The 20,297-nt window shown below is 64.7% G+C and carries 16 protein-coding genes; 10 read left to right on the top strand and 6 right to left on the bottom strand.

Features of this window, described 5'->3' with window-relative positions; translation table 11 throughout:
* Positions 1-45 precede the first annotated feature (45 nt).
* The 4 genes from sufB to ACN9MB_RS05810 all read left to right on the top strand — a co-directional run bounded on the left by sufB (position 46) and on the right by ACN9MB_RS05810 (position 4,970).
* Positions 46-1,527, top strand: a complete 1,482-nt coding sequence (gene sufB, locus ACN9MB_RS05795) for a Fe-S cluster assembly protein SufB (RefSeq protein ID WP_426271078.1) — start codon at positions 46-48, stop codon at positions 1,525-1,527.
* A 73-nt stretch (positions 1,528-1,600) separates the two neighbouring features.
* Positions 1,601-2,371 (top strand): Fe-S cluster assembly ATPase SufC, encoded by a 771-nt coding sequence (sufC, locus tag ACN9MB_RS05800; RefSeq protein WP_426271079.1) that lies wholly within the window; start codon positions 1,601-1,603, stop codon positions 2,369-2,371.
* Positions 2,368-3,687: a Fe-S cluster assembly protein SufD gene (gene sufD / locus ACN9MB_RS05805; protein ID WP_426271080.1), complete on the top strand. Its 1,320-nt coding sequence runs from the start codon at positions 2,368-2,370 to the stop codon at positions 3,685-3,687. The genes sufC and sufD overlap by 4 nt, the downstream gene beginning before the upstream one ends.
* 35 nt (positions 3,688-3,722) lie before the next feature.
* Positions 3,723-4,970: an aminotransferase class V-fold PLP-dependent enzyme gene (locus tag ACN9MB_RS05810; RefSeq protein WP_204635123.1), complete on the top strand. Its 1,248-nt coding sequence runs from the start codon at positions 3,723-3,725 to the stop codon at positions 4,968-4,970.
* Positions 4,971-5,052: 82 nt separating this feature from the next.
* On the opposite strand, the gene ACN9MB_RS05815 is transcribed toward ACN9MB_RS05810, so the two are convergent.
* Positions 5,053-7,092 (bottom strand): M13 family metallopeptidase, encoded by a 2,040-nt coding sequence (locus ACN9MB_RS05815; protein WP_426271081.1) that lies wholly within the window; start codon positions 7,090-7,092, stop codon positions 5,053-5,055.
* 130 nt (positions 7,093-7,222) lie between these two features.
* Between ACN9MB_RS05815 and ACN9MB_RS05820 the strand changes: the two genes are divergently transcribed.
* Together ACN9MB_RS05820 and ACN9MB_RS05825 are read left to right on the top strand one after the other, a co-directional pair.
* The gene (locus tag ACN9MB_RS05820; protein ID WP_426271082.1) at positions 7,223-7,795 is read left to right on the top strand and encodes a GNAT family N-acetyltransferase; all 573 of its coding nucleotides are present in this window, start codon (positions 7,223-7,225) and stop codon (positions 7,793-7,795) included.
* The gene (locus ACN9MB_RS05825) at positions 7,792-8,112 is read left to right on the top strand and encodes a non-heme iron oxygenase ferredoxin subunit (protein WP_426271083.1); all 321 of its coding nucleotides are present in this window, start codon (positions 7,792-7,794) and stop codon (positions 8,110-8,112) included. Before ACN9MB_RS05820 ends, ACN9MB_RS05825 begins: the two co-directional genes overlap by 4 nt.
* Positions 8,113-8,130: 18 nt before the next feature.
* Here ACN9MB_RS05825 and ACN9MB_RS05830 read toward each other — a convergent pair whose 3' ends face one another.
* Genes ACN9MB_RS05830 through ACN9MB_RS05850 form a run of 5 tightly spaced genes read right to left on the bottom strand, consistent with a single transcriptional unit; the run spans position 8,131 to position 13,193 of the window.
* Positions 8,131-8,928 (bottom strand): MipA/OmpV family protein, encoded by a 798-nt coding sequence (locus ACN9MB_RS05830; RefSeq protein WP_239535378.1) that lies wholly within the window; start codon positions 8,926-8,928, stop codon positions 8,131-8,133.
* 11 nt (positions 8,929-8,939) lie between these two features.
* Positions 8,940-9,878, bottom strand: a complete 939-nt coding sequence (locus ACN9MB_RS05835) for an efflux RND transporter periplasmic adaptor subunit (protein ID WP_204635126.1) — start codon at positions 9,876-9,878, stop codon at positions 8,940-8,942.
* Positions 9,875-10,624, bottom strand: coding sequence for an ABC transporter ATP-binding protein (locus tag ACN9MB_RS05840; protein WP_426271084.1), 750 nt, complete (start codon positions 10,622-10,624; stop codon positions 9,875-9,877). The genes ACN9MB_RS05835 and ACN9MB_RS05840 overlap by 4 nt, the downstream gene beginning before the upstream one ends.
* Before the next feature lie 2 nt (positions 10,625-10,626).
* Positions 10,627-11,760, bottom strand: a complete 1,134-nt coding sequence (locus ACN9MB_RS05845) for an ABC transporter permease (RefSeq protein WP_204635128.1) — start codon at positions 11,758-11,760, stop codon at positions 10,627-10,629.
* Positions 11,760-13,193 carry a TolC family protein gene (locus ACN9MB_RS05850; RefSeq protein WP_426271085.1) on the bottom strand — a complete coding sequence of 478 codons (1,434 nt, stop codon included), beginning with the start codon at positions 13,191-13,193 and terminating at the stop codon, positions 11,760-11,762. Before ACN9MB_RS05850 ends, ACN9MB_RS05845 begins: the two co-directional genes overlap by 1 nt.
* A gap of 236 nt (positions 13,194-13,429) precedes the next feature.
* Here ACN9MB_RS05850 and ACN9MB_RS05855 point away from each other — a divergent pair, with 236 nt between their 5' ends.
* The 4 genes from ACN9MB_RS05855 to ACN9MB_RS05870 all read left to right on the top strand — a co-directional run bounded on the left by ACN9MB_RS05855 (position 13,430) and on the right by ACN9MB_RS05870 (position 20,227).
* The gene (locus ACN9MB_RS05855) at positions 13,430-14,134 is read left to right on the top strand and encodes an MtnX-like HAD-IB family phosphatase (protein ID WP_426271086.1); all 705 of its coding nucleotides are present in this window, start codon (positions 13,430-13,432) and stop codon (positions 14,132-14,134) included.
* A gap of 48 nt (positions 14,135-14,182) precedes the next feature.
* Entirely contained in the window at positions 14,183-15,592 is a 1,410-nt protein-coding gene (locus ACN9MB_RS05860; protein ID WP_204635131.1) for an aspartate aminotransferase family protein, read from the top strand.
* A 398-nt stretch (positions 15,593-15,990) separates the two neighbouring features.
* Positions 15,991-19,275, top strand: coding sequence for an ESPR-type extended signal peptide-containing protein (locus ACN9MB_RS05865; protein WP_426271087.1), 3,285 nt, complete (start codon positions 15,991-15,993; stop codon positions 19,273-19,275).
* Between the two features lie 85 nt (positions 19,276-19,360).
* Positions 19,361-20,227 (top strand): OmpA family protein, encoded by an 867-nt coding sequence (locus tag ACN9MB_RS05870; protein WP_426271088.1) that lies wholly within the window; start codon positions 19,361-19,363, stop codon positions 20,225-20,227.
* Positions 20,228-20,297: the final 70 nt, after the last annotated feature.

A 20,297-nucleotide genomic window follows, 5' to 3' on the forward strand; every position in this document is an offset into this window, starting at 1 on the left:
GCTAGGCCATCCATGACGACCGCCCACGACGACACGAAGAACACCATGACCACCGAAACCACTGAACGCAGCGACCTCTCCGCCACGACCCTGCGCGACAACGTCGAAGTCGCCGAGGCGCTGGGCCGTCGCTACGAAGCCGGCTTCGTCACGGACATCGAGACGGAGTATCTGCCGGCTGGTTTGTCCGAAGACATCGTGCGTCAGCTTTCCGCGCTCAAGAAAGAGCCGGAGTGGATGACCGAGTGGCGCCTCAAGGCGTATCGCCACTGGCTCACCATGCCGACGCCGGATTGGGCCAAGTTGAAGCTCACGCCGATCGACTACCAGTCGATCAGCTACTACGCCGCGCCCAAGTCGGGCCCGAAGTCACTGGATGAAGTCGACCCGAAACTGCTGGAAACCTACGACAAGCTCGGCGTGCCGCTGCATGAGCGCGCCAAGCTCGCCGGCGTGGCGGTGGATGCGGTGTTCGACTCGGTCTCCGTGGGCACCACCTTCCGCAAGGAACTGGCCGAAGCGGGCGTGATCTTCTGCTCGATGAGCGAAGCGATCCGCGAGCATGCCGAACTGGTGCAGAAGTACCTGGGCAGCGTGGTGCCGGTGGGCGACAACTTCTTCGCGGCGCTCAATTCGGCCGTGTTTTCCGATGGCTCGTTCGTGTTCATCCCCAAGGGCGTGCGTTGCCCGATGGAGCTGTCCACCTATTTCCGCATCAACGCCATCAACACCGGGCAGTTCGAGCGCACGCTGATCGTGTGCGAAGACGACGCCTACGTCTCCTACCTCGAAGGCTGCACCGCGCCGATGCGCGACGAGAACCAGCTGCACGCGGCGGTGGTGGAACTGGTGGCGCTGGAACGCGCGCAAATCAAGTATTCCACGGTGCAGAACTGGTACCCCGGCGACGAGAACGGCGTCGGCGGCATCTACAACTTCGTCACCAAGCGTGGCGACTGCCGCGGCAACGATTCGAAGATTTCCTGGACCCAGGTGGAAACCGGTTCGGCGATCACCTGGAAATATCCCAGCTGCGTGTTGCGCGGCGATCGTTCGGTGGGCGAGTTCTACTCCGTCGCGCTCACCCATCATCGCCAGCAGGCCGACACCGGCACCAAGATGATCCACATCGGCAAGGGCACCAAGTCGAAGATCGTCTCCAAGGGCATCAGCGCCGGCCGCAGCAGCAACAGCTATCGCGGCCTGGTGAAGGTGGAGAAGGGAGCCGAAGGCGCTCGCAACTACACGCAGTGCGATTCCCTGCTGATCGGCAAAAAGTGCGGCGCGCACACCTTTCCGTACATGGAAGTGAAGAATCCCACCGCCATCGTGGAACACGAAGCGACCACCTCGAAGATTTCCGACGACCAGCTGTTCTATTGCCGCAGCCGCGGCATCGGCGAGGAAGACGCCGTGTCGATGATCGTCGACGGCTTCTGCAAGCAGGTCTTCCGCGAATTGCCGATGGAGTTCGCGGTGGAAGCGAAGAAGCTGCTGGAAGTGTCGCTGGAAGGCGCGGTCGGCTGATCGCCTTCATCGCTGCATCCGAACCCTATTTTGAACACGCGGCGCTCCGGCGTTGCTCACTGAAGAAACCGTCATGCTGAAGATCGAAAATCTGCACGCCCGCGTCGAGGGCAAGGACATCCTCAAGGGACTCACGCTCAGCGTGGGGGCCGGCGAAGTGCACGCGATCATGGGGCCCAATGGTGCGGGCAAGTCCACGCTCGGCAACGTGCTCTCGGGTCGTGACGGCTACGAAGTGACCGAAGGCTCGGTCACGTTCAACGGCGTCGATCTGCTGTCGCTGGAACCGGAAGAGCGCGCTGCCGCCGGCGTGTTCCTGGCGTTCCAGTACCCGGTGGAAATCCCCGGCGTGAACAACACCTACTTCCTGCGTGCCGCGCTCAATGCGCAGCGCAAGCAGCGCGGTGAGAAGGAACTGGACTCCATGCAGTTCCTCAAGCTGGTGCGCGAGAAGCTGAAGATCATGCAGATCTCCGATGAGCTGCTGCATCGCGCCGTCAACGAAGGTTTTTCGGGCGGCGAGAAGAAGCGCAACGAGATCTTCCAGATGGCCGTGCTGGAACCGAAGCTGGCGATCCTCGACGAAACCGATTCGGGCCTGGACATCGATGCGCTCAAGCAGGTCGCGCAGGGCGTGAACGCGCTGCGCTCGGCCGAGCGCGGCTTCCTGGTCATTACCCATTACCAGCGCCTGCTCGATTACATCGAACCCGATTTCGTGCACGTGCTGGCCGATGGCCGCATTGTCGAAAGCGGCGACAAGACGCTCGCACTGAAGCTGGAGGCCCAGGGCTACGCCTGGGTGAACGACAAGGATCCGGCGCTCACGGGAGCCTCGGCATGAGCGAGGCCCAGCGCACGCCGTTCGTCGAATCGTTGCTGGAGGCTGCCGCGCAGGCGCAGCTGCCGGGCAGCGGCATCGGCTGGCTGGATGCCGCGCGCCGCGAGAATCTCGATGCGTTCGAGGCGGGCGGTCTGCCGGACAGCCGGATGGAAGCGTGGAAGTACACGGCCCTGCGCGCGCTCGGTCAGCGGCGCTTTGCTGCTGGCGATGCCCAGGCGTCCGCGCGTGCGGTGGAGATGGAGCGCTTTGCCTTGCCGGGCATCGAGGGTCCGTCGCTGGTCTTCGTCAACGGCGTGTTCCGCAGCGAACTCTCCCGCCTGGACAACCTGCCTGCTGGCCTGAGTCTTCAGCCGCTCTCGCAGGCGCTCCAGGGCAATGCCGAGCCGCTGCGTTTTGCGCTCTCGCGCCACTATCGCGAAGGCGGCGACGTGTTCGCCCGTCTCAATGCCGCACTCGCGGGTGATGGCGTGGTGCTGCGCGTAGCCGCGGGCGTCAAGGTCGCACAGCCTGTGCGCTTGCTCTTCATCGGCGCGCCTGCCGGCGAAGCCGTGGCTTCGCACGTGCGCCAGATCATCGAACTGGGCGAGGGCGCGGAGCTCGCGCTGATCGAGCAGCACGTGGCCGCTGGCGTACACCAGAATCTCGCGACCCAGGTTACCGATATCGTGCTGCGCCAGGGCGCCGCGCTGCGCCACGTGACGCTGCAGGACGCTTCCGAAGGGAGCACGCTGGTGCGCCATGACAGCGTCCAGTTGGATGGCGAAGCCCACGCGGCAATGTATGCGCTGGAGCTTGGCGGTTCGCTGGTGCGCCACGATCTGCATGCCGTGCTGGCGGGCGACAAGTCGCGTCTCGACACGGGCGGCGTATTTGCGTTGCGTGGCCGCCAGCATGTGGATACGCAGATGTCGATTCGCCACGAGGCGCTCAATACGGCGTCCGAGTCCGTCTGGCGCGGCGTTGCCGATGAGCGTTCGCGCGGCGTGTTCCGCGGCGCCATCGTGGTGGCCGAAGGCGCCGATGGCAGCGACGCCAGCTTGAGCAGCAAGAATCTCCTGCTTTCGGGCCAGGCCGAGATCGACACCAAGCCCGAGCTGGAAATCTACGCCGACGAAGTGAAGGCCGCGCACGGCGCCACCGTCGGCCAGCTCGACGAGCGCTCGTTGTTCTACCTGCGCTCGCGCGGCATTCCCCTGGCCGAAGCACGCGCCATCCTCACGGCGGCGTTCTGCCGCGCGGTGTTCGAAGCGTTGCCCGAAGATGGCTTGCGCGACTACATCAACGAACGACTGATGGCGCAATTGCCCTCCGCCTAAGAACGGCCCGACAGCAATCAGGCGAAACGAATACGATGAACGCACAGACCCAGACTAGCCCCACCGTTTTCGATGTGCAGCGCATCCGTGCGGATTTCCCGCTGCTGTCGCGCACGGTGCACGACAAGCCGCTCATCTACTTCGACAACGCCAACACCAGCCAGAAGCCGGCGAGCGTGATCGAGGCGGTGGACCAGCATTACCGCCTGCGCAATGCCAACGTGTCCCGTGCGGTGCATCTGCTCGGCGAGGAAGCCACGGCAGCGTATGAAGGCGCGCGCGACAAGCTGGCGCGCTTCATCAACGCCACTTCGCGCAACGAGCTGATTCTCACCTCGGGTACCACCCAGGCGATGAACATGATCGCCTACAGTTTTGCGATGCCGCGCCTGAAAGAGGGCGACAGCATCCTCACCACGGTGATGGAGCATCACGCCAACATCGTGCCGTGGCAGATCGTGGCGTCGCGCACCGGCGCCACGGTGAAGGCGGCGCCGATCGACGATCGGGGCGAGCTGATCGTCGAGAAGTACATCGAGATGCTCACGCCCGACGTGAAGCTGGCTTGCGTCACCCATGTGTCCAATGTGCTGGGCACGGTGAATCCGGTGCGCGAGATCGCCCGCGAATGCCGCAAGCGCGGCATTCCGCTGGTGGTGGACGGCTCACAGGCCGTGCCGCATCGCCCGGTGGACGTGCAGGCGCTGGGCTGCGATTTCTACGCCTTCACCGGCCACAAGATGCTCTCGCCCACGGGCACGGGCGGACTATGGGCGCGCAAGGAACATCTTGAGGCGATGCCGCCGTTCTTCGGCGGTGGCGAGATGATTCGCGAAGTGAGTTTTTCCGGCACCACCTTCGCCGCGCCGCCGCACAAGTTCGAAGCAGGCACGCCGAATATTGCCGGCTTCGCTGGCGTCGGCGCCGCCATCGACTATTACGATTCGATCGGCTTCGACGCCATCCACTCGTGGGAGCAGCAGCTGCTGAGCTATGCCACCGAGCGCCTGCGCGACATTCCCGGCCTGCGCCTGTTTGGCGAGGCGAAGGAAAAGGAACCGGTCATTTCCTTCCTGATCGAAGGTGCCCAGGCCACCGATCTCGCCACGCTGCTTGACCTGCAGGGCGTTGCCGTACGCTCGGGCCATCACTGCGCGCATCCCTTGATGCAGTTCTTCAAGGTGCCCGCCACGCTGCGTGCCTCGCTCGCCTTCTACAACACGCGCGAAGAGGTCGATGCGTTCATCACCGCACTGCTAAAGGTTCGCAAGTTGCTGATGTGATCCAAGGCTGCAGTCCTCTGCACGAACGAAAAACGCCGCGGCATGACCGCGGCGTTTTCGTTTTTCTACCTGGCGTGAAGCGTTACCAGATCTTCACCTGCTTGTCCGCCGATCGCACCATCACGTCGCCTGCCTTGCACTGGAACGCCTGTGCAAAGGCCGGCATGTTCGACGGTGCGCCGATGGCGCGGAACTGGGCGGGTGCATGCGGGTCGGTGTTGAGCAGGGTGAGCTGCGCTTCCGGGCGGATGCTGCCGCGCCACACGCGTCCCCAGTTGAGGAAGAAGCGCTGGTCCTGGGTGTAGCCGTCGATCTTCTTGTTCGCTTCGGCCGGGTTGCGCTTCAAGGCCATCTGCAGCGCATCGTAGGCGGCATTGAGGCCGCCGAGATCGCCGATGTTCTCGCCCATGGTCAGCTTGCCGTTGACGAACTTGCCCGGCAGCGCTTCGTAGTGGTTGAACTGGTCGGCCAGCCGGTCGGTGCGCGCTTCGAACGCCTTGCGGTCCTCGTCGGTCCACCAGTTGACGTTGTTGCCCTTCGCATCGAACTTGCTGCCCTGGTCGTCGTAACCGTGGCCCATTTCGTGGCCGATCACGGCGCCGATGCCGCCGTAGTTGAGCGCGTCATCGGCGGTGGCGCTGAAGAACGGCGGCTGCAGGATGGCGGCGGGGAACACGATCTCGTTCTTCAGCGAGTTGTAGTACGCGTTCACCGTCTGCGGCGTCATGCCCCATTCGGTGCGGTCCACCGGCTTGCCGATCTTGGCGACCATGTAGTCGTAGTTGAACTTGTCGGCGGCCTGCACGTTCTGGAAATAGCTGTTGCCGGCCGGGATGGTGAGGCCGGCCCAGTCGCGCCACTTGTCCGGATAGCCGATCTTCGGCGTGAACGTGGCCCACTTCTCCAGCGCCTTTTTCTTGGTCGCATCGCTCATCCACGGCAGGTTCTCGATGCGGTTCTTGTAGGCCGCGCGCAGGTCGCCGACCAACTGCTCGGCGCGTGCCTTGGACTGCGGCGAGAAAGTCTGCGCGACGTAGAGCTGGGCCAGCGCCATGCCCATGCCGTCTTCCACGCTGTCGAGCGTGCGCTTCCAGCGCGACTTCATTTCCTTCTGGCCGTTGAGCGTCTTTGCGCTGAAGGCGAAGTCTTCCTGCTGGAACGGGGTGGAGAGATAGGGCGAGGCCGCATCGATGGCGTGGAAACGCAGGTAGGCCTGCCAGTCGCTCACCGGCACATCGGCCAGCATCTTGTCGAACTCGCCGAAGAACTTCGGCTGCGACAGCGAAAAGCCGTCCTTGACGTCGGCGCCCTGTGCCTTGAAGAACGCGGCCCATTCGAAATGCGGCGTCACCTTGTCGGCGTCGGCGATGCTCACGAAGTGGTAGCGGTTCTCCGGCTGGCGCAGTTCGGTGGGCACCAGCGAGGCGGCCGCCAGGCGCGTTTCGAATGCCATCACGGCCTTGGCCTGTTTCTGTGCATCGGCTTCGCTCACGCCCACCAGCTGCAGCGTGCGGGCGATGTGCGCGACGTATTCGGTGCGGATCTTTTCGAAGTCCGGCTTGCTGTAGTAGTCCGCCGTGGGCAGGCCCAGGCCACCCTGGTTGGCGTAGGCGATCTGGCGGCTGGAATCCTTGAAGTCGGCGTTGCCGCCAAAGCGGAAGCCGACCGGATTGCCGCGGGCATAACTTTCGGCGATGTAGGCGACGACGTCCTTGTTGTTCTTCAGCGCATCGATGCGCGCTAGTTCCGGCTTGATCGGCTCGTAGCCGGCCTTCTCGATGGCCGCTTCATCCATGCCTGAGGCGTAGAAGTAGCCGATCTTCTGTTCGATCGAGCCGGCCTTGGCGCTCGCGGCGTCCTTGGCGGCCTTGTCCACGATGCCGTGCTGTATGTTGAGGCTGTCTTCGCGCAGCGCGTCGAACGAACCCCAGCGGGTGCGGTCGGCGGGGATGGGGTTCGCGGCCAGCCATTTCGCGTTGACGAAGCCATTGAAGTCGGTGCAGACGCCCTTGCTGGCGTCCAGTTCCTTGACGTCGAATGCGCCGCTGGGAGCGGCCAGCGCGCCGGTGCACAGACCCAGGCCCACGGCCAGCGCGAGCGGTTTCACAATACGGTTCTTCATGGAGTCTCCCCTGAAATGGGATGCGGCGCGCGCATCAAGTCGTGTTCGCGGGGCGCTCGGCCCCAATCCACAGGCTAGGCAGGGGCGTCGGGCAGGGGATAGTGTCGAAGGTCATTGTGCGGTGCGATCCATGCCGGGGCGTTATCATGACGAGATGCTCCCGCACACTCTTCCCGTCTTCAGGCCGGCAACCGCCGCCGACGTAGCAGCCATCGTGGCCTTGGTCGAATCCGCTTATCGCGGCGAATCCGGCCTGCGCGGCTGGACCACCGAAAGCCATCTGCTGGATGGCCAGCGCACGGATGCCGAGAGCGTCGCCGAGTTGATCGCCCGCGACCGCAGCATCGTGCTGCTGGGTGAGCGCGATGCTGCGCTGGTGGCTTGTTGCCATATCGAGCATCAAGGCGACGCAGGATATTTCGGCATGTTCGCCGTGAACCCGGAGTTGCAGGCGGCTGGCCTTGGCCGCGCCCTGCTGGCCGAAGCGGAGCGCGTGGCGCGCGACAACTGGCAGGTACCCGCCATGCACATGACGGTGATCGAACAGCGCGGCGATCTGATCGCCTGGTACGAACGGCGCGGTTATCGCCTTACCGGCAAAACTGCGCCGTTTCCTTATGGCAACGAGCGTTTTGGCCTGCCGCGGCGCGACGACCTGCGTTTCGTCTATCTGAGCAAGACGCTGGTCGAGGAGACGGCATGAATCTCGCCGACTGGATTTTCGTGGGCACGCGCAGCGAGATGCTGCCGGGCGAATACAAAGTGGTGTGGGATGGCGACACCGCCATCGCCGTCTACAACATCGACGGCGACCTCTACGCCATCGAAGACGTCTGCAGCCACGACGGCGGCGAACTGGCCGGCGGCGAGGTGCACGGTTTCGAAGTGGAGTGCCCGCGTCACGGCGCGCGCTTCGACGTGCGCAACGGCGCGGTCATGTGTCCGCCAGCGTACGAGCCGATTGCCAGCTTTCCGGTGCACGAAGTGGACGGGCAGATCTGGACGCGCGACAACCGCTGAAGTCACGCACACGTCCGGTCAGAAGCGGTAGACGAATGCCAGCGTGGTGGTGAGCTGGTTGGCCGAGCCAAAGCGACGCACCAGCGTGCTGTCCGCAGAATCGCCCAGCAGTCGCGCGTAATTGATGGCGACGGCGACGCCGGTGTGCTCGCTGGTGGGCATGTAGGCGTCGTATTCGAATGAGATCTGCTGGCTGCCCGCACCGGGCGACCACGGCGTGATGCCCAGCTGTGTTGCCTGTTCCGGTGTCACGCCGAAGAAGCGGCGCATCGCCGGACCGTTCATGGCCTGCCATTGCAACTGCACGCTGTGATTGAAGTAGCCGATGGCAGGCAGGTCGCAGTCTGCGTACAGATTCAGGTACGCGCCGGCGCCCTGCGTGTCGTGCGCCAGGTTACCGCCCACGCTGAACGCCTTGGTGGCCTGGTATTCCAGATAACCACCGGCGTTGAGCCGTGGTGACAATGAGTCGACGATGCCGCCCAACCTGGGTCCAAGGTCGCTGCGTTCGCGGCCCCACAGATAATTGCCGTAGAAGCCGCCGCGCCATGGGCCGCTGTGGATGACATCCACCGTCAGGCCATCGAGCGTGGAGAGCGTGATGTGCCAGGGCAACTCGGCGTCGATGTATGGCACTGGCTGATTGCGATGGTCCTTCGATCCTATCCACCCCGGCATGCGCTGTACGCCGGCACCAAGGATGATGTTGCGCTCGTCGGTGGAAGCGTCATCCGCCCTTGCGATGGAGGAAAGCACGCAGGCGCAGAGCAGCGCAGCGGTGCGCAGCATCGCGGGAGCGGTGAAGCGCAGCGGCATGCCGGCCGTCATCACGCGCCGGGTTTGGCGCGCGCACCCGTGTTGTCGCCAAATTGCACGATCACGCGCTGGCCGATGCGCAGCGACGGCGGCGGCGTTTCGTCGAACACCAGCACGCATTCGACCGTGCGCGTGTTGGCGCGGATCAGCGGATCTTCTTCCAGCGCGCTGGGACCGAACACGGTGCCGATGCGTTGCACGTGCGCGCTGAGCGTGGGTACACCGCTGCCGCTGTCGTCCACCACTTGCGCATGCATGCCGTCGTGCACGGCGCTGACGAACGATTCGTTGAGTTCGGCGCGCACGATGCGAGCTCCTTCCGGCAGCAGCACGAAGGCCACGCCGCCTTGCGGCGACACCGTGGCGCCGGGCTGGATGTCGCGCTCGACGATCTGCGCATCCACCGGTGCGAGCAGGCTGCGTTGCGCCAGTTCGTAGCGCGCGGCTTCCAGCTTCTGTCCCGCCATGGCGTCGGCAGCGCGCGCATTGTCGAGTTCGCCTTGCAGTTGGGTGGCGGCGTCCTTGGCGTCGTCGGCGCTCTGGCCATCGCCGGCACCAGCAGCTGCGGCCGCCTGCAGTCGGGTGGCGCGCTGCTGTGCCGCTTTCAATCGTGCTTCGAGCAGATTGCCCTGGGCCCGGGCCTGCTTTTGCTCGGCCTCGGCCGCGCTCACGGCGAGCTGTGCCGGTTTGGTATCCAGTACGGCCAGGACCTGGCCCTTCTTCACGTGATCGCCTTCGCGCACCTTGATCTCGGCCACCACGCCTTCGCGCGGCATGCTCAGCTTGAGCAGGCCGCCTTCGATATCGACGCGACCGCGTGCCACCGCCGCGTACGTGGCGGTAGGCGCAGAGGACGCGCTCGACTTGCCGCTGTCGTCATGCGAACAGGCGACCAGCACGGGCGCCAGCAGCACCAGAGCGAGCAGGGAATGAAGCGGGCGCAAGGTCATGCAGCAGGTTCCTGGTGGCCTGACGTCGAGGTCGGAGAGGGCACACGGTCGCTAAGGATACGGCCATCTTCCATGGCGAGCACGCGATCGGCGTGGCCCACCAGTCGCGGATCGTGGCTGACGCACAGCACCGTGGTGCCGTGGTCGCGGGCAATGCGGTGCAGGATGTCGATGATGATCTGGCCGTTGGCCGCATCGAGCGCGCTGGTGGGCTCGTCGGCAAACAACAGGCCTGGTTCCTTGGCGAGTGCGCGGGCGATGGCCACGCGCTGCTTTTCGCCCCCGGAAAGTTCGGATGGGCGCAGGCCCATGCGCGGGCCCAGCCCCACTTCTTCCAGCGATGCGACGGCGCGGCGTCGCGCTTCGCCGGGCGCAAGGCCGAGGTAGCTCAGCGGCAGTTCCACCTGTTCCACCGCATTCAACGCGGGAAACAGGTTGAAACCCTGGAAGACGAAACCGGTGTGCAGGAGACGGAAGCGTTCCAGTTCGCGCATGCCGAGCACGCCCAGGTCTTCGCCCAGCGCCATCACCTGGCCGCTGTCGGCAGCTTGCAGGCCGCTCAGGATGGCGAGCAGGGTGCTCTTGCCGCAGCCGGACGGACCGGAGATGAGGGTGAGTTCGCCGGCGTGCACGTCCAGCGTGAGGTCGTGCAGCACGGTGTGGTGAATCGGTCCGGAGGAGAACGACTTGGTGACGTTGCGGGCCTGCAACGACACGGCAGGCATGGCATGGGGCTGAGCGCTCATCCTTACCTCAGCAACGTGGCGGGATCGGCGCGGCGCAGACTGCGCATGGCGGCCAGGCCGGAGACGATGGCCAGGCCCATGCCCAGCGCGAGGCAGGCCAGCGTGGTCCACGGATCGAGCGCCACCGGCACGCTGCGGCTGCGCGCAATGGCCAACGCGACGGCGCCGAGCAGGGTGCTGCCGACCAGGCCCAGCGCGCCCACCCAGAACGCCTGTTCCATCACCACGCGGCGCAGCGCACCGACGCCGACACCCAACGCGTTGAGCGTGGCGTATTCGCGCACGGAGCCGATCACCGCGGCGACCAGGGTCTGGCTGGTGATCACGGCGCCGACCAGGAACACGATGCCGGCGAGGAACAACACGCCGGCGCCGGCGCCGGTATCGAACATCCAGTAGAGCTGCGAGCGGCGGGCGAAATCCTGTGCGGTCCACACGTCGTACTTGCCGAACGCGCCATTGCCGCGCAGGCGCGCAGCGATGTCGTCGGCAGTCGCCGGGTCGCGCAGCTTCGCCACGAAATACGTCATGCGGTTGGCGTTGGACGGATCGGTGTCGAGTTCGGCCGCGGTAGCCAACGAGGCCACCACGTTCACGCCACCCAGCGCGCGCAGCCCGTTGCTCACGCCCACCACGCGCACGCGATGGCCATTGATGACGGCGCTGTCGCCCACCTTCACGCCGAGGCTGTCGAGGTCGGCACGGTCGACGATCACCGCATCGGGTTCGTTCAAGCGCGCGCGCAGCGCAGGCGGCAGTGCGTGGGCGAACAGCATGCCGTCGGGACGCGCATTGATGCCGGAGACGAAGACCGAGACGCCGCCGGTATCGCTGGGCCCGCGCCAATCGGCATCGACCCAGTGGAACGGTTCCACCGCGGTGACGGCCGGGTCCATGCGCAGTCGCATTTCCACACCCGAATCGATTGAGCGGCCTAGGTTCACGCTCTGCGTGCCGGGATAGCCGGCCCACAAATCCGCAGATGAGCCGGTGATGTAAACGCTGGCGCTGCCAAAGATGCCCAGCACCAGGGCCGCCTGCAGCAACTGCAGCAGGCCGGCGAACCCCACCGCGAGGATCGCGGGCAGGAAGCGGCGCCATTCGTAGACGAGTGTCTTGCGTGCCAGCGCGACCATCAGTCCGCGCCCCCCGCGGCTTGCGCGGTGGTGGGTGCGGGCGGGGTGGGCATGGGCGCACCGCCCAGGGCCTTGTAGAGCGAGACATAGGCGAGATCGCGCGCGGCGATGGCACTCACGCGTTCGAGCTGCGCACGCTGGTTTTCGATCAGGCCTTCCTGCACGTCGAGGTTGCTGCCCAGGGTAAGTTCCGCGCGCTTGCGCAAGGCGGCAGTGCTGCTGTCCAGCGCCTCGGTGGCGCGTTGCATGGCGTCCTCGCGCAGGCGCGATTGTTCCAGGTCGCCCATCGCGGTTTCCGCTTCCGCCACGCCCTGCAGCACGGCCTGGCGATACGCAAACACGGCGGCCTTGAGTTCGTGATCCTTGGCATGCGCCGCAGCCACGCGCTGGCCCCAGTCAAACAGCGGTACATCGATGATCGGGCCGACCGAGGAGATCGCTTCGCCGGTGTGCACGCGATAGTTCGACAGAATATTGGTCGACCACTGCAGCGATGCGCCCAAACCGATATGCGGATAGATGTCCGCCCGGCTCAGGCCGAGCTCGCCGGCCGCGCGCAGCACGTCGGCTTCCGCGCTGGCGATCTCGGGACGTGCGCGCAGCATGTCGGCGGGTGCGGTGGTCAGTTGCCACTCGCCCAGCTGCGGTTGCGGGCCGGGCGTAAGCCAGGCTGGATCGGGTTCGGGCTGTCCGATCAAAACGGCCAGCTGCTGCACACAGGCATTGATGGCCTGCTGGGGCTCGGTAAGGGCCGCGTCGGCGCGTGCGAGTTCGGCCCGAGTCTTGGCGACCTCAATGGGCGGCGCCAGCTTCAGCTGCTCGCGCACCTGCACCAGCCGCAACTTTTCCTGCTGCGCATCGCGGATGGCGGTGAGCAGCCGGGCCTGTTCCTGGGCCGAGCGCAGTTCGATCCAGCGACGGCTGACCTCGGCCACCAGCGACACCTGGGCGCCGCGCAACGCGGCCGCTGCTCCGTTCTCCTGCCCTTGTGCCGCACGCTTGCTGCTCTGCCAGGCACCGAACAACGGCAGCTCCCACAGGGCGTCGAAGCCGACCACGAAATAAGAGGCGGTGGCGTCCGGATCGATCACGTCATTAGTGCGCCCGTGAACATTGGGCAGATAGGGATCGTAGGCGTGGTGGTTCTGCGTGCGTGCGGCGCGCAGGCGCTCGGCTGCCTCCGCCACGTTCAGGTTGTTCTGCAGGGCACGATCGATCAGGGCATCCAGCTCAGGATCGCCCAGCGCCTGCCACCAGCCGCGCAGGTCGGCGGAGGGCGGCGCGACGCCGGCCGGCGCGTTGCGCCAGGTCTCGGGGACGGGCGGTTTGAGCTCGGGCAGCGGAGCCACCGAGCAACCGGCCAGCAGCGCAAGTCCACACGCCAGCATGCCGCTGGCGAGCAGAGAACGATCCCGGCGAGATACAGCTTCCATTTTCGGCAGATCCGGGTTGTTTCGACGATGAAGCACGAAATTCCTGGGGGTTCGATCGACGCGGCGATCCGGGACTGGGTAAAGGATACCGGACCTTCCCTACAACTGGCTTATGGCGGGGCCGAGAAAGTCTGTTTGGATGAAGACATTTGCGCAGCTTCTTTCGGCAAGAAAGGGGGCCGAAAGGGGTGTCTTTCTAGTCTTGTCATCACACTGCATTAGCGGAGCTGCACCGAGTGACAGGCTGGACCATCCTCTGCGATTTCGACGGCACCATTTCCGTCGAGGACGTGATCGACTCCCTGCTCGACCGTTTCGGCCGTCCCGGCTGGGAAACGCTGGAGCAGGACTGGCGTGCCGGCCGCATCGGCTCGCGCGAATGCATGACCGGGCAGGTGGGTCTGCTGGACATGACCCAGGAAGCGCTGGACAAGCATCTCTCCTCGCTGTGGATCGACCACGCGTTCCCGGCCTTCGTGGCCAAGACACGCGAATTGTCGACCCCGCTGCGGGTGGTGAGCGACGGCCTCGACTACGCCATCCACAAGATCCTGGGCCGTTACGGCCTGGACGATCTGCCGCTGGCGGCCAACCACCTGGCCCCGGCCACGCCGCCGCGCCAGTGGCAGCTGACCTCGCCGTTCCAGGCCGACGGTTGCCGCAGCGGCACCTGCAAGTGCGCCGTGGCGGCCCAGGCCGCCAAGACGGGTACCAAGACGTTGCTGATCGGCGACGGCGCCTCGGATTTCTGCGCCGCCGACCGCGTCGATTTCGTGTTCGCCAAGCATCGCCTGATCGAGCATTGCCGCGCCGCCGGCATCCCCTACGTGCCGATCACCGGCTTCGAGGATGCGCTGGAGCTGCTGCCCCGTCTGCTCGATGGCAGCCTGCTGGCCGAACACACGCCGGGCGAACCCGCCCTGGCCATCACGATCCCCTGAACGGGCCTGGCCCGTTCATCCCCACTCTGATCGATTCCGGATTTCCTGATGAACGCTTACGACAAGAACGCCGCTGGCGTGGTGATTCCCGACGCCCAGCTGCTCGCCGATGAGGCGCAGTGGAGCTCCTTTGGCGACACCGTGCACTACGTCGATCCGCCGAAGATCTTCCGCCACGGCGAAGGCAGCTGGATGATCGATACCGCGGGCACGCGCTTCCTCGATCTGCAGATGTGGTACTCGGCGGTGAACTTCGGTTACGGCAACAAGCGCCTGAACGACACGCTGAAGAACCAGATCGACGTGCTGCCGCAGGTCGCTTCGCAGTATCTGCATCAGACCCGCATCGAACTGGCCAAGACCATCGCGGTCGACGCGCAGAACAAGTTCGGCCTGAAGGGCCGCGTGCACTTCAACGTCGGCGGTGCGCAGGCGGTGGAAGACTCGCTCAAGCTGGTGCGCAACTACACCGGTGGCAAGAGCCTGATGTTCGCGTTCGAGGGCGGTTACCACGGCCGCACGCTGGGCGCTTCGTCGATCACCTCGAGCTACCGCTACCGTCGTCGCTTCGGCCACTTCGGCGAGCGGGCGATGTTCGTGCCGTTCCCGTATCCGTTCCGTCGCCCCAAGGGCATGACGCCGGAAGAATATTCCGATGCCTGCGTGCGCCAGTTCGCCCGCCTGTTCGAAACCGAATACAACGGCGTGTGGGACCCCAAGGTCAATCAGGCTGAGTACGCCGCGTTCTACGTCGAGCCGATCCAGGGCACCGGCGGTTACGTGTTGCCGCCGATGAACTTCTTCAAGGACCTGAAGAAGGTGCTCGACCAGTACGGCATCCTGATGGTGGTCGACGAAATCCAGATGGGTTTCTGGCGCACCGGCAAGCTGTGGTCGATCGAGCACTTCGGCGTGACGCCGGACATCATCGTGTTCGGCAAGGCGCTCACCAACGGCCTCAATCCGCTGTCGGGCCTGTGGGCGCGCGAAGAGCTGATCAACCCGACCATCTTCCCGCCGGGCTCCACCCACTCGACGTTCAACTCCAACCCGCTGGGCACCGCGCTGGGTCTGGAAGTGATCAAGATGGGTTACGAGCTGGACTACGAGACCAGCGTGCCGAAGAAGGGCGCGCACTTCCTCGAAGGCCTGCGCGACCTGCAGAAGCGCCACAAGGAAATCGGCGACGTCGACGGCCTCGGTCTGGCCATGCGCGCCGAGATCTGCACCGACGATGGCTTCACGCCGAACAAGGCGCTGCTGGACAAGATGGTCGACATCGGCCTCGCCGGCGACCTCGAGCACAACGGCAAGAAGATCGGCCTCGTGCTCGACGTGGGCGGCTGGTACAAGAACGTGATCACCTTCGCGCCGTCGCTGGACATCACGCACGAAGAAATCGACCTGGCCATCGCGCTGCTCGATCAGCTGCTGACCAAGGCAAAGAAGGCGATGTAATCAACACGACGCCGCGAATCACAACTCGCGGCGTCTGTTTATGGTTTGTCTCAAGTTGTTCCCATGCAGGGGAAGTGTGACGAACGGCGATGCGCATGCATCGCCGTATTTTTTTGTGCGGTGCCTGCAGGTTGTCCTGGCTGGCGATGTCGAGTGAGCACGCGTCATGCCAATGCAGTCATCGGGATGACAGTGATTCGCTCGTCAAAGCGACGGCATTCGCACGATTGCTTGTAGGCATTTGCTGATGCGCCGTCCAACGCCATGAAACGTCGGAGATTTTTCGCGCACGCTTTGCCGATGCAAAAATAATTTTTCAGACAGTGGCGTATATGCGCTACTTAAAGTGATTTCTAGTATGGCGCCGGTTTCTTACGTTGCCGCTGGAAGGACTTGTCGTGAACAAAATCTATCATGTCGTTTGGGATGACGAGAAAGAATGTTTCGTTGTCGTCTCTGAGTTGGCCGCGGGTCACCAGAAGTCGGGCTCGGCCAAGCTGACTCTCGCCATCGCGGGGGCCTTGCTGGTCGGCGGTCTCTCCGCGCCCGCCATATCCGCTGGCGTCTCCGCACTCAAGAGTGGCCTGGATACCATCGCGAGCTATTACAGCGTCAACGATGGCGGAGTGCAGGGCGGCAACTACAACAACGATGGTGCGACGGGTGCGAACGCGCTGGCGGCTGGTGTGGATGCCAGCGCATCGGGCAGGTCGGCGCTGGCCGTCGGAACCGATGCAACCGCATCCGGGGATTCCTCGATTGCCATGGGTGACGGTTCCGTGGCGACGGGACTGATGGCGACGGGTATCGGTTCTGGCGCGCAAGCCATTGGAGACATGTCGACCGCTGCGGGATCGACCAGCAGCGCCACCGGAACCGGTGCCACTTCGTTCGGCTATGGCGCCAATGCGGCCGGAGTCAGGGCGTTGGCCTCCGGTTACAGCGCCAGTGCCAGCGGCGACAATTCCACCGCGCTCGGCAACAGTGCCAAGGCGCTCGCCGCTGATGGCGTGGCCATCGGCAGCAAGTCGCTGGCCAATACCGCTGCAGGCATCGCAGGCTATGTACCTGCCGCAGCGACAGCAGCGCAGGCGGCCGCGATCAACGCCACCAGGAGCACGCTTGGCGCGGTCAGCGTGGGCGATGCCGCGACCAACAAGTTTCGCCAGATCACCGGCGTCGCTGCAGGTACTGCTGACAGCGATGCCGTGAACGTGGCGCAGCTCAAGGGCGCCACCGCCGATGCGGTGCTCTATGACAACAGCACGCACGACAGCGTCACGCTGGGTGGCCCCACCTACAATCCGGTCACCAGGACCGGCGGCACCAAGATCACCAACGTCGCCAACGGCGTGGCGCCCAGCGATGCCGTGAACAAGTCCCAGCTCGATGATCTCGCCGACACGCCGCTGACCTTCGCCGGCAACACCGGCACGGTGCAGAAGAAGCTCGGCGATACCGTGTCGATCCAGGGCAAGGGCACGTCGGCGGGCACGTATACCGGCGACAACCTCAGGACCGAGGTGGACGCCAATGGCGTGCTGCAGGTGCAGATGACCGACAAGCCGGTGTTCACCAGTGTGACCACGGGCAACACCACGGTGGACACCAACGGTCTGACCATCGCTGGCGGCCCCAGCATCACCATCAACGGCATCGATGCAGGTGGCAGCAAGATCACCAACCTGGCGGCCGGCGAGGTCAGCGACACGTCGACCGATGCCATCAACGGCTCGCAGCTGAAGCAGGTTCAGGACGCCGCCAACGCCGGCTGGAACGTGACCGATGCGAACGGCAATACGGCCAAGGTCGGCCCGAACGGCAAGGTGACTTTCACCGGCGACAACAACGTCACCGTCACCCAGACCGGTACCGACAACAACGGCCAGGTCGAGATGACCCTCAACAAAAACCTCGATCTTGGCGATACCGGCAGCGTCACCATGGGCAACACGGTGGTGGACACCAACGGTCTGACCATCGCTGGCGGCCCCAGCATCACCATCAACGGCATCGATGCAGGTGGCAGCAAGATCACCAACCTGGCGGCCGGCGAGGTCAGCGACACGTCGACCGATGCCATCAACGGCTCGCAGCTGAAGCAGGTTCAGGACGCCGCCAACGCCGGCTGGAACGTGACCGATGCGAACGGCAATACGGCCAAGGTCGGCCCGAACGGCAAGGTGACTTTCACCGGCGACAACAACGTCACCGTCACCCAGACCGGTACCGACAACAACGGCCAGGTCGAGATGACCCTCAACAAGAACCTCGATCTTGGCGATACCGGCAGCGTCACCATGGGCAACACGGTGGTGAACAACAACGGCCTGACCATCGCGGGCGGCCCCAGCGTCACCATCAACGGCATCGATGCGGGCGGCAAGAAGATTACCAACGTCGCCGATGGCGAGGACCCCGCCGATGCGGTGAACGTCAGCCAGCTCAACACGACGGTGGAGGGCGCGAAGACGCACTATTTCAGCGTCAACGATGGCGGTACACAAGGCAGCAACTACAACAACGATGGCGCCTCCGGTACGAATGCCATCGCGGTTGGTGTGGGTGCCAAAGCCGCAGGTGCCTCGTCCGTGGCGTTGGGCCAGAACGCCAGCGCCAGCACCGACAACAGCGTGGCTCTGGGTACGAACTCGACCACGGGAGCGGTGAAGGGTACCGCGGGCGCGACCATCGCCGGCGACAACTATACGTTTGCCGGCAGCAGTCCGACGGGCACGGTGAGCGTTGGGGTTGCGGGGCAGGAACGCACCATCACCAACGTGGCTGCAGGCGTGCTCTCTTCCGACAGCACCGATGCCGTGAACGGCTCCCAGCTGTATGCAACCAACCAGGCCGTCGACAAGCTGGACGGTCGCGTGAGCAAGGTCGAAACCACCGTCAACAACATCGCCGGCGACATCAGCAACATCAGCACCGGACAGGCGGGCATGTTCCAGACCAGCGCCGATCAGAAGGCGCCGGCCCCCACGCCCACCGGCAAAAACTCTGCTGCAGGCGGTGCAGGCGCGACGGCTTCGGGCGAGAACAGTCTTGCCTTGGGCAACGGCTCGCAGGCGAGCGCGAGCAACAGCGTGGCCATTGGCAACAACTCGGTTGCCGATCGCGCCAACGCCGTGTCGATGGGTTCGACGGGCAGCGAGCGTCAGATCACCAACGTGGCTGCCGGTACCCAGGGCACGGATGCGGTCAACGTGAGTCAGCTGAAATCGGCTCAGGCTGGCGGCGTGCAGTACGACACCAACAGCGATGGCTCGACCAACTACAACTCGGTCACGCTCAATCCGAGCGGTGGCAACGCCACCATCCACAACGTGCAAGCGGGTACGGCCACCTCGGATGCGGTGAACGTGGGTCAGCTCAACGACGCGATGGGCAACACGAAGAACTGGGCGAAGAGCTACACCGACCAGCAGGTCAACCAGATGGGCAAGCGCGCCTACGCCGGCACGGCCTCCGCGTTGGCATCGGCAGGCATTCCCCAGGCCTATCAGCCCAATCAGAGCGTCGCGGGCGTCGGTATCGGCACCTATCGCGGGCAGAGCGCCATCTCGGTGGGCGTTTCCACCATCACTGAAAGTGGCCGCTACATCTTCAAGGCCAGTGCGACGGGTTCGCAGCAGGACGGTCTCGGCGCAAACATCGGAGCGGGCGTGGCCTGGTAAGAGCCAACCATGGACATCCCTCTGCCGACGCGGCAGAGGGATCAACGGCTTTTGTATTCAACGGTATCAAGGTCTGCAAACAAACATGCGCATCCATATCAAGTTCTTCAAAGTCGCGCTGCTGGCGGCGGCATTCGCGCTGACCGCCTGCGGCAACGTCAGTCGCAACGTCCACAAGGACGGCCAGTCCGCGGATTCGATCAACTGGCCCGCCATTCGCGACACCACCCCGATGCACAAGGATGGAACGTTCCCCAACCTCGACAACCTCGCCCGTATGCATGCGGGCCTCAACAAGCAACAGGTCAGCGATCTGATCGGCTATCCGCATTTCAGCGAGGGCGTGTGGGGCGTGCGTGAGTGGAACTACGTCTTCCATTTCCGCGAGCCGGTGGAAAGCGATCATGTGGTGACGTGCCAGTTCAAGGTTCTGTTCGACAACGACAAGCTGGCGCAGGGCTTCTACTGGCTGCCCGACGAGTGTTCGCGCTTCCAGCAGCCGGCACGGGCTCCGGCGCCATTGCCGGCGGTGGTGGCGCCAGCCGTCAGCACCGAGCGATTTACGCTTGGTTCGGATGCGTTGTTCGCGTTCGATCGCGCGGGACCGTCGGACATGTCGGCTGAGGGCCGCGCCAAACTCGACAGGCTCGCCGAGGGTATCCAGCAGCACGCAGGCCAGGTGCAGGGTGTTCGCGTGGTCGGCTACACCGATCGCTTGGGCAGCGACGCCTATAACGATGATCTTTCGCAGCGGCGCGCCGACACGGTGAAGAACTACCTTGTCTCTCGCGGTGTGGAGAGCAGCCTGATTCAGGCCGAAGGCAGCGGCAAGCGCAATCCGGTGGCGGAATGCGCCCAGGCCGAGCGCAGCGCGTTGATCGCCTGTCTCGCCGCGAACCGCCGCGTCGAAGTGCTGGTCTCTGCGCTGAAGGCCGAGACTCGCGTCAACTGAGGATCGGACAAGTCCGCATGCGTCGAAACGTTGCCCCGCCATTGTGCGGGGCAACGTCGATCAGGGACTG

The organism is Dyella kyungheensis (genome assembly GCF_049913195.1).
GTDB classification, from domain to species: Bacteria; Pseudomonadota; Gammaproteobacteria; order Xanthomonadales; family Rhodanobacteraceae; genus Dyella; species Dyella kyungheensis.